Raw genomic sequence first — 12541 nt, forward strand, 5'->3', positions numbered from 1 at the left:
TCAGTCCCGGAAATCGAGCGGGTCGGCTATCCGGTGAGCGGCGGGACGAACTCACACGGGACCGGCCGCGGATGCTCCGGATCCAGAGCGTTGAGCGCGATCATCGCCCCGCGATGACTCCCCGCGATGGCGAGGTGGTCGGAGTAGTCGATCGGGCAACCGTCCTGCATGAAGAAGTTCGTGACGTTCGGACCGGGCACCAGGCCGATCGTGTACGGCACGATCAGCTCGTCGTAGCGGGTGTCCAGGTTGGTGTACGCCACGGTCGGGTCGTACACGCCGTCGGCGTTCAGGGCCGTCATGAAGGGATCCCCGCCGAGCATCTCCGAACAGGCCGGGCACACGCCCAGGCCGACCGCGGCGTCCACGGTCGCGGTGTCGGCCCCCAGCCGCGCGGCGAAGGCCCGGACCACGGCCATGTTGTCGCCGTAGGTGCCGAGCCACGGCGCCGCGATGGCCACGAACTTGTCCACCTGACCCGAACCGCCGAGCCGCTTGACGAAGTACTGGCCGACGATATTGCCCTGCGAATGGGCGATCAGGTCCACCTTCAGGGCGCCCGTCGCGACCGACACCCGGGCCACGAAGGCGGCCAGCTGCGCCGAACTGTCCTCGATGGTCCGGAACCCGCCCATGGCCGACAACGGCCACGGCACGTCCAGCGCGCCGTAGGTCAGGGCGAACACGCAGTAACCCTCATTGGCCAGCAGCGGCGCGTAGGCGCCCCAGTTGGTCTGCGCCCCACCGGCGGTGCCGTGCACCAGCACCACCGGATCCGGATGCGCCGCGGAGGGCTTGCAGTTCCAGTCGTTCGAGCCCGGCAGCGAACCACCGGGATCGGCGAGCTCGTACGGAATACCCGCGAAGAAGTTGAAGCTCACCGGATACTCCGCGCGAGCCGCACCGCTCGCGGTGATTCCCAGCATGGCCGATACCGCCAGGATCAACAGCGAAACCGATGTTCCCCGCATCCTTGTCATCATCCCTCCCGATGCCCCGAATCCCAAGGTGAATCGGCCGGTCAGGCGCCCGTGAAGGGCGGGACGAACTCGCACGGGACCGGACGGGGGTGCGCCGGGTCCAGGGCGTTGAGCGTCATCATGGCCGCGCGGCGACTGCCCGCGATGGCCATGTGATCGGAGAAGTCGAGCGCGCAGCCTTCCTGCATCAGGTCGTTGGTGACGTTCGCGCCGGGGACCAGGGCGATCGACGGCCACACCGCCTCGTCGAAATTGGAGGCCAGGTTGGTGTAGGTGACCGACGGGTCGAACACGCCGTCGGCGTTCAGCGCGTTCATGAACGAGGAGTTGCCGAGCATCTCCGGGCAGGCCTGGCAGATGACGCCCACGGTGGCCAGGTTGTCGATCTGGTCCGCGGTCGCGCCCAACTGCTGACCGAAGGCCCGGATCACGTTCATCTGGTCGCCGAAGATGCCCAGCCACGGGGGCGCGATGGCCGCGAAGTGGTTGACCTTGCCGGCGCCGCCGAGCCGCTTGATGAAGTAGTTGCCGACGGTGTTGCCCTGCGAGTGGGCGACGAAGTCGACCTGCGCGGCGCCGGTCGCCGACAGCACCCGGTTCACGAACGCGGCCAGCTGAGCGGCACTTTCGGGGATCGGCTTCATCCCGCCCAGGGCGTTCAACGGCCACGGGACGTCGAGGGCGCCGTAGGTCAGGGCGAACACGCAGTAACCCTCGTTGGCGAGCAGCGGCGCGTAGGCGCCCCAGTTGGTCTGCGCGCCGCCCGCGGTGCCGTGGATCAGCACCACCGGATCGGGGTGCGTGGCCGTGGGCTTGCACGACCAGTCATTGGCGCCCGGCAGCGAGCCGCCCGGATTCAGCAGCTCGTTCGGGATACCCGCGAAGAAACTGTATGTGACCGGGTATTCCGCGCGAGCCGTACCGCTCGCGGTGATACCTAATATCGCCAGCACCGCCATGATCAGCAGTGATCCTGGCGTTCCACGCATGGGCATCCTCTGCATGTTCCCTCCCAAATTAGAACGCGTTCCGACAACCTAGTCAGGAAACAAGCACGGAGGATGGATTACTGACGGGTAAGTTCTGAAACTGGTTTCACTACAGGAAAACGGCGATGGCCGGGACCCGCAGGCGGCTTGTGTTGCCGCACATAAGGTCCCGGCCACCGCCGGAAAAGCGTGCTGAATTACTGCCGGGCGGAAGGGAATCCGGGCTGCGGGGCGTACTGCGGGTACATCGGAGCCGAGGCCGCGGCCGGAGCCGACACCGCCTTCTGATCCGCCTTGGCGTGCTGCATGCCCGCCACGAACAGCGCACCCGTCAGCACCAGGAAGGCGAGGGTGTGGATCACCGCGCGCACGACGTTCCAAGCCACCCAGGAGCTTTCGAACTGGGACCGCACCGCCGCCAGATCCGGGATCTGAGCGACATCACCGGCATTGGCCAGCTGGTTGTTGAGCGGCACGTTCAGGCCGGAGGTCACCGCGAAGGCGATCACATTGAGCGCCAGCGCGACGCCGACCCAGATCAGCGTGGTGCGGGTGTCCTTGCCCAGGTGCAGGGCCGCGGCCAGCACGGTGAAGCCGACCGAACCCATGAAGGCGAGCATGAACGGCGGGTTGATGATGACCACATTGATCTTCTGCATGATGTCGACGAAGGTGCGGTCGTCGGACTGACCCAGCGCCGTCATCACCGAGGTCGCGTAGGCGAAGAAGATGCCGGCGGTGAGACCGGTGGTCAGCGTCGCCGCCACCAGCGCGGCCGTGCGAAGTGCGAACATCGATCTCTCCTGACTGGATCCGCCACCCGGACTCCCGGGCGATCAACTACATCCAGTCAACAGTCCGCGGCCCCGGAAACCCATGGCTCAGAAGCTCACCCCCATGCGCGCGGGTCCAGGGTCAGAGATCGCGCTCCGAGATGACGCCGGACTGCATGGCCAGGTTGGCGAGGCGGACGCGCTTCTGGTTCTGCGGCAGGTCCTCGACGCCGAACTTGGCGAACAGAGCGCGCAGGTGGGTCTTGATGGCGTCGACACTGAGGAAGAGTTCGGCCGCGATCTGCTGGTTCGAGGCGGGCGAGGCGAAGCCGTCATTACCGCGCAGGGGGCGGCAGAGCGCGATCAGCACCGACCGCTGGGTCTCGGTGAGCGAGCGGAGCGTGGGCAGCCCACCGGTCGAGGTCTGCGTGACATCGCCTGCGGCGCCGCTGAAGTCATGGAAGGTGACCCGCGAGGTCCCCATCCGGATGACATCCCCCGGCTGCAACCGATGCCGCCCCACCAGGCGGTCACCGTTGACGAAGGTGCCGTTGCGGGACAGGCCGTCATCCACGATGGTCCAGTGCGCGCCCAGGTACTCCGCGGTCGCGTGCAGGCGCGACACCTCGGCGTCCCAGGACAGCGACAGATCGGCCTGCGGGGAGCGGCCGATGGTGATCCGGGGCTGGTCGGAGGACAGCATCAACTCGTGCTGGCGTCCCTCTTGGTCCTTGACCCGGAGGAAGGAACCGTGGAAAGCGGTCACTGTGCCGATACCTCTTCTCTACGCCCAGCCAGTGACGTCGTCTGCACGTTTCAATGGTGCCTGGCCACCCCGGGCGGTAGCAAGATCGCAGTTGATCCTCTGGTTATACGCAAAGCGTATGAATAAACCACTGCCGCCCGGGTCGCACGAACACCCGGACGGCAGTCGAATCGGCGACTAGCGGACACTAGTTCTTAGCGGCGGCCTTGTTGTAAGCCTCGGTGATGTCAGCGGAGATACGACCACGGGCGGACACCTTGTGTCCATTCCGGCGAGCCCATTCGCGAATGGCCGCGCTTTGTTCACGGTCGATCGAGACCCGGTTCTTCGGTCCCGCGGCCGGAGCGCCGGCCACCTTGGTGCGACGCCGTCCGCTCGTGCGCCGAGCGGCCGAAACCCAAGTCTCCAGACCCTCCCGAAGCTTGGCCGCATTCGCCGTCGACAAGTCGATCTCGTACGAGACGCCATCGATAGCGAACTCGATGGTCTCGTCCGCGATGGACTCACCGTCGACATCGTCGATCAAGCTAACGGTGACCTTCTTTGCCATGAGATGAACGTCCTCTCGAAATCGTGCGACCCACATAGTCAGGCCGATTACCCGACGCCAGAATACCGCTAATTCCGATAGTCCCAGAACAGGCCCCGGAAATGCAATCCGGAGAACTAACGGGCGGCCGGCCGCACAATTGGAAAGAGTATCGTTTCCCGGATTCCGTGGCCAGTCAGGGCCATCAGCAAACGATCGATACCCATGCCCGTTCCCGTTGTGGGGGGCATACCGTGCTCCATCGCGGCGAGGAAGTCCTCGTCCAGGCGCATGGCCTCGTCGTCACCGGCCGCCGCCAAACGCGCCTGATCCATGAATCGTTCCCGCTGGATCACCGGATCCACCAGTTCCGAATAGCCGGTGGCCAGTTCGAAGCCGCGCACGTACAGGTCCCACTTCTCGGTAACCCCGGGCTTGCTCCGATGCTGACGGGTCAGCGGCGATGTCTCCACCGGGAAGTCGCGCACGAAAGTCGGGGCATAGAGCTTGTCGCCGTAGACGTGCTCCCACAGTTCCTCGACCAGTTTGCCGTGTCCGTAGCCCTTACCCTGCGGAATTTCCAGACCGACCCGATCCGCGAGCGCCAGCAATTCCTCGACGGAAGTTTCCGGGGTGACCTCGGTACCGATCTGCTCGGACAGCGACGGGTACATCTCGACGGTCGCCCACTCGCCGGACAGATCGTATTCGGTGCCGTCGGCCAGCGTCACCACCTGCGTGCCGTAGACCTCCTGCGCGACTTCCTGGATCAATTCGCGCATCATCACGGCGGAATCATCGTAGGTGCCGTACGCCTCGTAGGTTTCCAGCATTGCGAACTCGGGCGAATGGGTGGAGTCCGCGCCCTCGTTGCGGAAGTTCCGGTTGATCTCGAAGACCTTCTCGATGCCGCCCACCACGCAACGCTTCAGGAACAGCTCCGGCGCGATGCGCAGGAACAGCTCCATGTCGAGCGCGTTGGAGTGGGTGGCGAACGGACGGGCCGCCGCGCCGCCGTGGATGGTCTGCAGCATCGGGGTCTCGACCTCGAGGAATCCCCTGCGCTCCATCGCGTTTCGCAGCGCGCGCACCGCGGCGACGCGGGTGCGGGCCATCTCACGCGCCTCCGGGCGCACGATCAGGTCGACATAGCGCTGCCGGACCCGGGACTCCTCGTTCATCTCCTTGTGCGCCACCGGCAGCGGGCGCAGCGACTTCGCCGCCATCTCCCACGAGTCGGCCATGACGCTCAATTCGCCACTGCGCGAGGCGATCACCTCACCGTGCACGAACACGAAGTCACCCAGGTCGACATCGGCCTTCCAGGCCGCCAGCGACTCCGCGCCGACCCCGTTCAGGCTGATCATCGCCTGCAGCTTGGTGCCGTCGCCCTCCTGCAGGGTGGCGAAACACAACTTGCCGGTATTACGGACGAAAATGACGCGACCCGCGATCCCGACCGTCTGACCGGTCTGGGTATCGGGCGCCAGCTCCGGGTACGCCGCCCGAATTTCGGCGAGCGTGTGGGTGCGATCCACCACCACCGGATAAGCCTCGCGGCCCTCCCCCAGCAACCGCTCCCGCTTCTCCTGGCGAATCCGCATCTGCTCGGGGACGTCATGCTCCACCGCGGGCGCCGCGGCACGCTTTTGCCCAGCGGAAACAGTGATGCTTGCAGAAGAAGAAGAGGGAGGGGTGCTCACGGGTACCCAGCCTATCCTGCGGCGGAAACCTTTTTCACTCCCCCGCCTCCCCGCGACTCCAGCGCCCGACCCGGGCAGCGTCGACCGTCTCGCACGCGTGCCAGCGGTCGAGTGCCGAAACAATTTCGGCCGTACCCGACGAGTTACCCCGGGCGGCACGAAATCAGTCGGCAACTCCGCGATCGAAAGCTACAGCCACGCCAGGGTGGCGACCTCGCGTTCGAAGTGCGGCGCCGAGGCGGCGACGGTCAGCAGACCGGCGGCCTTCAGCGCCTGATATCCGCCTTCCAGGTCGGTGGCGCGGCGCAGGCCGAGCTGCTGCAGCGAGGCGGCGGCCAGGCTGGAGGTGTAGCCCTCCGAGCAAACGACGATCCATTCCACGTCGTGGTGCTCGGCCATTGCCAAACGCGCGGAACTGGACGGATCCAAACGCCATTCCAGCACATTCCGCTCGATGACCAGCGCGCCCGGCAGGGTGCCCTCGCGCAGGCGCTGCGCCTGCGGGCGAATATCCACCAGAATCGCGCCGCGGGCGATGGCCTGGGGCAATTCGATCGGGAGCAGGCGACGCAGCTGCCGGCGCGCCTGGGCGAGCATGCCGTCGATCGTCATGTGGGTCATTCGAGTTCGCCTTCGGGCTGGTCGGTGAGGACGGAACGGGTGCGCCGCAGGGTGCCGTGGCCGGTGACCTCGTAATAGGACATGGCCGTCAGCGGCGGGGAATAGGCGTGCACGCTCAGGGTCGGATTGAGCGGGCCGGTGATGCCCGCCTCGGATTCGGGGGCCCGCACCACGTCGTGCACCCAGCCGAGCGGGAAGGAGGCCTGGTCGCCGGCGGTGAGGGTGCGGCGGCGCAGGTCCCGGCCGTTCCAGCGGTATTCCGAGAGCGCGCCGGACAGCACGGTCAGCGCGCCCAGCGAGCCCGCGTGGTCGTGCAGTTCGGTGTACTTGCCCTCCACCCAGCTGATCAGCCAGACGTCGACCTCGTCGTCCGCGACAAGCCTTGCGGCCCAGCGGTTCTCGGTGGGCCACAGGCCGCCGTCGGGCAGCAGGTGATCGTAGCGGCCCTCCAGCACGTCCTGGGCGCCCTCATCGGTCAGGCGCAGCAGGTCGGCCGGACGCAGCCGGGTGGGCAGGGCGGAGGCGGTGGCGCGCTCGGTGACCTCGGGCAACAGGCCCGACGTGGCGGCGGCACGCGAATCGACAGGTAAGGAAAGAACAGAGGAACGCATGAGCGCATCTCCAAGAAGTGTGAAAGTGGCCGGGGGCTATACGAAGCCTCGACGACCGTCGAGGCGAATCAGCCTCGACAACACTCCTGGGTGCTCACACGGAAATACACGAGGGCGAGTTTAACAGCGGATCGCCGGGAATCACCAGGCCCCCCGGCGACGACTGCGTCACTTTTATTCCGCCCGGTCGGTTCAGGGCCGGGTGCGGCGCGCCTGATTGCGCTCGTACACCAGCCGCAGGCCGTCCAGGGTCAGGTTCGGCTCGTGATGCTCGATGGTCTCCGACTCCGGCACGATCAGCGGCGCCGTCGCACCCGTCGCCACCACCGCCACATCGTCGCCGGAGAAGGCGTCGATATCCCGGATCCGGTCGATCAGGCCGTCCACCAGGCCCGCGAAACCGAAGATGGCGCCCGACTGCAGGCACTCCATGCTGTTCTTGCCCACCACCGACCGCGGACGGGTCAACTCCGCGCGCCGCAGCGCGCTGCGGGAGATCAGCGCCTCGGTGGAAATCTCCACACCCGGCGCGATACTGCCGCCCAGGAATTCACCCTTCGCCGACACCAGGTCCACACAGATGGCCGTCCCGAAATCCACCACGATGGCCGGGGATTGGAAACGGTGATATGCCGCAAGACAATTCACGATCCGGTCCGCGCCGACCTCTTTGGGATTGTCCACCAGCAACGGAATACCCGTGCGCACACCGGGTTCCACGAGCACATGCGGCACGTGACCCCAATAGCGCGAGAGCATCTCGCGTAGCTCACGCAGCACCGGCGGCACCGTGGACAGCGCCGCGACACCCACCACCTGATCGGCGTCCGCACCGATCAGACCGCGCACCTGCAGCGCGAACTCGTCCGCGGTCAACAGCGGATTGGTGTGCATCCGCCAGCGCTGGGCCAGCTTCGCGTGCTCCCCGCTGCCGGAGAACAGGCCCAGCTCGATGCTGGTATTGCGGACGTCGATACAGAGCAGCATGCCCGCCCCGCCGCTCAGGCCATCGTGAGCGAACGCGGCGAGATCAGGTCCGAGCCCTCCGGGGCGTGCGCCGGATCGGTGCCCAGCTCGATCGGGCGATTGCGTTCGTCGACGAAAACCACGTGCGGAGCGTAGTTCTCGAGCTCCTTCGCGTCCAACATGCCGTAGGCGATGAGGATCACCAGGTCGCCCGGGTGCACGAGATGCGCTGCCGCGCCGTTGATTCCGATCACGCCGGAACCGCGCTCACCGGCGATCACATAGGTCTCGAGGCGGGCCCCGTTGGTGATGTCGACAATGCTGACCTTCTCACCCTCGAGCAGGTCGGCCGCATCGAGCAGGTCCTGGTCCACGGTCACCGAACCCACGTAATGCAGATCGGCGTGAGTCACCGTGGCGCGGTGGATCTTCGACGTCATCATGGTGCGCAACATCGTCGTCGCCTTCCTACTGGGTCGCCTGGGCAGGCTGGTCGGGAACGGTGGGCAGGCCGTCGAGGGCCTGTCCGACGGGAACATGCATGTTGTCGATCAAGCGGGTGCTGCCGATCCGGGCCGCGATCAGCAGCCGGGCATTGCCGGTCGGCCACGCCTCGGAGAAATCGGAGCCGCGCAGGGTCAGGTAGTCGACCTCGATATCGGGCGCCGTGTCCAGCACCGACTGCGCGGTCTCCAGCACGGCCTCCGGGCCCTTGCCGGCCGCGTGCCGACCGGCCAGCAGCGCGGCCGACAGGGTGGTGGCCAGCTCGCGCTCCTCGGGGTTCAGGAAGCGGTTGCGCGAAGACAGCGCCAGACCGTCGGCCTCGCGAATGGTGGCCGCGGGCACCACCTTCACGTCCATGTTCAGATCCACCACCATCTGGCGGATCAGGGACAGCTGCTGGTAGTCCTTCTCACCGAAGAACGCCTCGTGCGGCTGACAGATATTGAGCAGCTTCGACACCACGGTCAGCACGCCGGAGAAATGACCCGGCCGGGTCGCGCCCTCGAGGATGTCGCCGTACGGACCGGCCTGCACGGTGGTGCGGGGACCGAACGGGTACATGCTCTGCGCGCTCGGTGCGAAGACCAGCTCCACACCCTCACCGCGCAGCAGCTCCACATCCGCGTCCAGGGTGCGCGGGTACTTGTCGAGATCCTCGTTCGCGCCGAACTGCAGCGGATTCACGAAGATCGACACGATCACGGTGGTGTTGGTGACCTTGGCCAGCCGCACCAGCTCCAGATGGCCCTCGTGCAGCGCGCCCATGGTCGGCACCAGCGCGATCCGGCGGCCCACCGAACGCAACGCTTTCACGACCTTGGTCATGACGGCCGGATCGTGGTGCACGGTCAGCTCGCCGCGCTTGTACGTTCCGATCAGCTTGGGGTCCATCAGTGTCCTTTCTCCGGCCGGTCGGGGGCCTCCGTGGTTACGCTTCGCTGCCGCCTCCGGCCCTGACCGCCCGGCCGGGGTCCTGCCAACAGATCGATGAGAGCGGGATCGGTGCGGGCGCGCTCGGCCGCACGCAGCGACTGGGCCCGATAACCGGCGGCCAGGCGCGGATCCAGCGCCTCGAAAGCCTCCAGGTGCGCGGCCACCGCGGCCACGTCACCACGGGCGACCGGACCGGTCAACGCGGCCGGGCCGCGCCGCAGGGCATTGTCGAGAGCCGCCGAGGCCAGCGGGGCGAGCACGCGCTCGGCCAGGCCGTTCGGCTGATCGTCCACGATCTGCTGACCCAGCAGACCCGGACCGGACAGGGCCGCGCGCAACGCCTCCACCGCATCCACAATCAGGGTCACCAGATGGTTGCTGCCATGCGCGAGAGCCGCGTGATAGAGGGTGCGGTTCTCCTCCGCCACCCGCACCGGCTCGCCGCCCATCTCGATCACCAGCGACTGCGCGATGGCGTAGCCGATGTCGTCCGCGGCGGTCACGCCGAAGCAGGCGTTCGCCAGCCGGGCCACATCCTCGTCGTGCCCGGTGAACGTCATGGCCGGGTGAATCGCCAACGGCAACGCGCCCAGCTCGGTCAGCGGCGCGAGCACTCCGACACCGTTGGCACCCGAGGTGTGCACCACGATCGTGCCCGAGCGCACCGCGCGCGCGGCCGCCAAACCCGCGACCAGACCGGGCAACTCGCTGTCCGGAACGGCGAGAACCAGCAGTTCACTGCGGGCCGCCACCTCCTCGGCCGGCAGGATGTGGGAATCCGGCAGGCGCGTGGTGGCACGCCGCACCGAGGCGTCCGAAATCGCGGACACCCCGAAAACGACATGGCCGGCACGCTCCAGTGCCACACCCAGTGCTGAGCCGACGCGTCCCGCCGAGACGATTCCCACCGTCAACCGTGCAGGCGCAGGATCGGTCCCGCAGACATCCTTGTCCGAGGTCACTTCGTCCTCTCGAAAGTCGTTCCAGTCCCGCCATGCGGGTACCGGACGTTACGAGAGCGAGAATATCGCCGCCGATTCGCCAGAGCTACCCAGTGTGGGATAGGCAACTCTCGCGGCACTCAGGGGCACTGCTAGTTGCTGCTCTCCGACTTCAAGTTCGCCATGATCTCGGCGACCGAGAGGCGCTGGGTGCCTTCGGGGTCGGCGCTGTCGTCACGGCGACGGCGGCGGGAGGTGGCCCGGCCGACGGGGACCGCGGCGGCGGGCTCGGGGACCAGGCGCGGGACCGGGGTGGCGGCGCTGTCCTTGCCGTTGTCGGTGGCGTGGCCGTTGGTGGCGGGTTCGGGCTCCGGAGTTTCGGCGGGGGCGGCCGGGGCCTCCGGGTCGGCGGCCGGGGGTTCGGGGGCCGGGTCGGCGGCGCGTTCGGCCTCGTAGTCCTGACGCATGGCGTCGGTGATGATCGAGGTTTCGGCGGTGACCGGGTCGTCGAAGGGGGTCGCGAAGGCCGGGGGCTCGGGGTGCGAGGGGTCGAATTTGGGGGCGATGCGGGCGCGCGGATCGTCCTCGTCCTCGGCCTGATCGGGGGACGACCACGGGTCCCAGGGGTCCGCGTTCGGCCAGTTATCGTTCGCCGCTTCCGGAGCCGTAACCGTGTCGCCACCCGGAAGTTCTTGGACCCGAACGGCATCGGCGCGCAGGGCGGGGCGCTCGGAGGGCAGATCGCCGTCGAAGAGGCGCTGCAGGCTCTCGCGCAGGACCGTCAGTTCAGCGCGCAGCGCGGCCATTTCCGTGGCGTCCGCGCCGACCTCGTGGCGGACCCGGGTCTCCACGCCCAGCTCGTATTCGCGGCGGGCAGCAACCTCGCGTTCCAGCTGCAGTTGGTAGACCTTCTGGAGGTCGCCCACTTTCGCCTTGTCGACGGCCGCCTCCCTGCGATAACGGGTGGCCGCTAGGGCGCCGATGGCGGCCGCCCAGAGCGCCGCGACCAGGCCCACCCGGATCAGGTGGAGGTTGTCACTGAAGACCAGGAAAACGCTGGCAACCAGTCCGAGGAGAAGCAGAAAGCCGGTGAAGAACTTTCCCGCATCCTCCCGGCGGCGACGGGAAGCACTGCTACGGGAGGGTGAAACCATGTCAGCCAGCGTAGCGTGATCTTCCGGGCACGTCCCCAACCTTGGCGATGATCAGCATCATTACGTTAGCTATGAAGTAGCTGCCTCATCGGGCGGCTCGATGGGCGCGCGACAGCAATACTCCAGCCACAACGCCGCCGCGACCAGCGCGATACCGCTGACCAGACCCACCACGGTGCCCGGCGTATCCGCGGTCGCCGCACGCAGATCCGAATGCATGGCCAGCCACACCAGGAAACCCAGCCAGATCCCGCCCACCAGCGAGCCCACCTGCGCCGACGCCTTGGCCAGCGCCACCGCGCGGGCCGCCGTGATCGGATGCAGCTGCCCCGAACCGGGACCGATCCCGTGATTGTCCTTGCGCTGCCGAATCACGAAGGCCAGCACCACCTCCAGCAGCGCCACCGGCAGCAGCGACGCACCCGAGAACACCGAGATCGGCGGAAAGCTGGAGTACGCCACATTGGTGGCGATCCACGCCACCACCGCGGCCAGCAGCACGTTCGCGCACAGATCGAGAATGCGAGTCGGCTTCACCGCGGCACCCAGCCCAGCGTCAACTCGGTGCGGCGCACGCCCAGCACCTCGGCGCCGTCCAAGGCGGACAGCCACTCTCGCAGCGAGCGCAGCGCCCCGGCCGCCTCCAGCTCCGCGTCCGGCTCCACCTCGAGCCACGGCACCAGCACGAACGCGCGGTGATGCGCCTGCGGGTGCGGCAGCGTCAGCACCGGATCCAGACTGCGCACCACGGTCCGGCCGTCGCGGCGGCGCTGCTCGGCGGACACCACGTCCACGTCGAGAGTGCGCGCGCCCCAACGGACTTCCCGGACCCGGCCCGCGGCGTGCTCCAGTTCCTGCCCGAGGCGTAGCCAGTCCGAGGGCTCCAACGCCGGATCGTCGGCCACCAGGACCGCATTCAGATAGTCCTGCTGCGGCACCCCGCCCCAGGGCGGCGTCGAGTACACCGACGAGACCGCCACCAGGCGCGGGCCCAGCGCCTCCACGACACTGCGCAGATGCGCGAGCCGGTCGCCGAGATTGGATCCGATGGACAGGACTACGCGGGTCACC

The 12541-nt window shown here is 67.5% G+C and carries 15 protein-coding genes; all 15 read right to left on the minus strand.

Going from position 1 to position 12541, the window contains the following annotated elements; genetic code table 11:
- Positions 1–26 precede the first annotated feature (26 nt).
- Positions 27–971 carry an esterase/lipase family protein gene (locus ACWEOI_RS03275; RefSeq protein WP_452358825.1) on the minus strand — a complete coding sequence of 315 codons (945 nt, stop codon included), beginning with the start codon at positions 969–971 and terminating at the stop codon, positions 27–29.
- A 50-nt stretch (positions 972–1021) separates the two neighbouring features.
- Positions 1022–1969: an esterase/lipase family protein gene (locus ACWEOI_RS03280; RefSeq protein ID WP_433670118.1), complete on the minus strand. Its 948-nt coding sequence runs from the start codon at positions 1967–1969 to the stop codon at positions 1022–1024.
- A gap of 197 nt (positions 1970–2166) precedes the next feature.
- The gene (locus ACWEOI_RS03285; RefSeq protein WP_433670116.1) at positions 2167–2763 is read right to left on the minus strand and encodes an anthrone oxygenase family protein; all 597 of its coding nucleotides are present in this window, start codon (positions 2761–2763) and stop codon (positions 2167–2169) included.
- Positions 2764–2884: 121 nt separating this feature from the next.
- On the minus strand, positions 2885–3508 hold the full coding sequence (locus ACWEOI_RS03290; protein ID WP_379273295.1) for an FHA domain-containing protein: 624 nt from the start codon (positions 3506–3508) through the stop codon (positions 2885–2887).
- Between the two features lie 187 nt (positions 3509–3695).
- Entirely contained in the window at positions 3696–4058 is a 363-nt protein-coding gene (locus ACWEOI_RS03295; RefSeq protein ID WP_357087475.1) for a histone-like nucleoid-structuring protein Lsr2, read from the minus strand.
- 116 nt (positions 4059–4174) lie between these two features.
- Positions 4175–5641: a lysine--tRNA ligase gene (gene lysS, locus ACWEOI_RS03300; protein ID WP_433673218.1), complete on the minus strand. Its 1467-nt coding sequence runs from the start codon at positions 5639–5641 to the stop codon at positions 4175–4177.
- Between the two features lie 288 nt (positions 5642–5929).
- Positions 5930–6352 (minus strand): rhodanese-like domain-containing protein, encoded by a 423-nt coding sequence (locus ACWEOI_RS03305; protein ID WP_433594547.1) that lies wholly within the window; start codon positions 6350–6352, stop codon positions 5930–5932.
- Between the two features lie 5 nt (positions 6353–6357).
- Positions 6358–6972, minus strand: coding sequence for a cysteine dioxygenase (locus ACWEOI_RS03310; protein WP_357087477.1), 615 nt, complete (start codon positions 6970–6972; stop codon positions 6358–6360).
- A gap of 192 nt (positions 6973–7164) precedes the next feature.
- Positions 7165–7959 (minus strand): type III pantothenate kinase, encoded by a 795-nt coding sequence (locus ACWEOI_RS03315; protein WP_433670112.1) that lies wholly within the window; start codon positions 7957–7959, stop codon positions 7165–7167.
- Between the two features lie 14 nt (positions 7960–7973).
- On the minus strand, positions 7974–8393 hold the full coding sequence (gene panD / locus ACWEOI_RS03320) for an aspartate 1-decarboxylase (protein ID WP_452358826.1): 420 nt from the start codon (positions 8391–8393) through the stop codon (positions 7974–7976).
- A gap of 13 nt (positions 8394–8406) precedes the next feature.
- Positions 8407–9333, minus strand: a complete 927-nt coding sequence (gene panC, locus ACWEOI_RS03325; protein ID WP_433670110.1) for a pantoate--beta-alanine ligase — start codon at positions 9331–9333, stop codon at positions 8407–8409.
- Complete coding sequence (locus tag ACWEOI_RS03330) at positions 9333–10337, minus strand: Rossmann-like and DUF2520 domain-containing protein (RefSeq protein WP_452358827.1); 1005 nt, start codon at positions 10335–10337, stop codon at positions 9333–9335. The genes panC and ACWEOI_RS03330 overlap by 1 nt, the downstream gene beginning before the upstream one ends.
- Positions 10338–10468: 131 nt before the next feature.
- Positions 10469–11470 (minus strand): DUF6779 domain-containing protein, encoded by a 1002-nt coding sequence (locus ACWEOI_RS03335; protein WP_452358828.1) that lies wholly within the window; start codon positions 11468–11470, stop codon positions 10469–10471.
- Positions 11471–11539: 69 nt separating this feature from the next.
- Positions 11540–12007 (minus strand): DUF3180 domain-containing protein, encoded by a 468-nt coding sequence (locus ACWEOI_RS03340; RefSeq protein ID WP_357087494.1) that lies wholly within the window; start codon positions 12005–12007, stop codon positions 11540–11542.
- Positions 12004–12540: a 2-amino-4-hydroxy-6-hydroxymethyldihydropteridine diphosphokinase gene (folK, locus tag ACWEOI_RS03345; protein ID WP_452358829.1), complete on the minus strand. Its 537-nt coding sequence runs from the start codon at positions 12538–12540 to the stop codon at positions 12004–12006. Before folK ends, ACWEOI_RS03340 begins: the two co-directional genes overlap by 4 nt.
- Between the last annotated feature and the right edge of the window lies 1 nt (position 12541).

The organism is Nocardia sp. NPDC004340, assembly GCF_053602575.1.

Coding starts and splice junctions, on each gene's coding strand:
- ACWEOI_RS03285 (WP_433670116.1), bottom strand. CDS start 2,763: ATGTTCGCACTTCGCACGGCCGCGCTGGTGGCGGCGACGCTGACCACC.
- ACWEOI_RS03275 (WP_452358825.1), bottom strand. CDS start 971: ATGCGGGGAACATCGGTTTCGCTGTTGATCCTGGCGGTATCGGCCATG.
- ACWEOI_RS03280 (WP_433670118.1), bottom strand. CDS start 1,969: ATGCGTGGAACGCCAGGATCACTGCTGATCATGGCGGTGCTGGCGATA.
- ACWEOI_RS03310 (WP_357087477.1), bottom strand. CDS start 6,972: ATGCGTTCCTCTGTTCTTTCCTTACCTGTCGATTCGCGTGCCGCCGCC.
- ACWEOI_RS03315 (WP_433670112.1), bottom strand. CDS start 7,959: ATGCTGCTCTGTATCGACGTCCGCAATACCAGCATCGAGCTGGGCCTG.
- panC (WP_433670110.1), bottom strand. CDS start 9,333: ATGGACCCCAAGCTGATCGGAACGTACAAGCGCGGCGAGCTGACCGTG.
- ACWEOI_RS03305 (WP_433594547.1), bottom strand. CDS start 6,352: ATGACGATCGACGGCATGCTCGCCCAGGCGCGCCGGCAGCTGCGTCGC.
- ACWEOI_RS03335 (WP_452358828.1), bottom strand. CDS start 11,470: ATGGTTTCACCCTCCCGTAGCAGTGCTTCCCGTCGCCGCCGGGAGGAT.
- ACWEOI_RS03295 (WP_357087475.1), bottom strand. CDS start 4,058: ATGGCAAAGAAGGTCACCGTTAGCTTGATCGACGATGTCGACGGTGAG.
- lysS (WP_433673218.1), bottom strand. CDS start 5,641: ATGCGGATTCGCCAGGAGAAGCGGGAGCGGTTGCTGGGGGAGGGCCGC.
- panD (WP_452358826.1), bottom strand. CDS start 8,393: ATGTTGCGCACCATGATGACGTCGAAGATCCACCGCGCCACGGTGACT.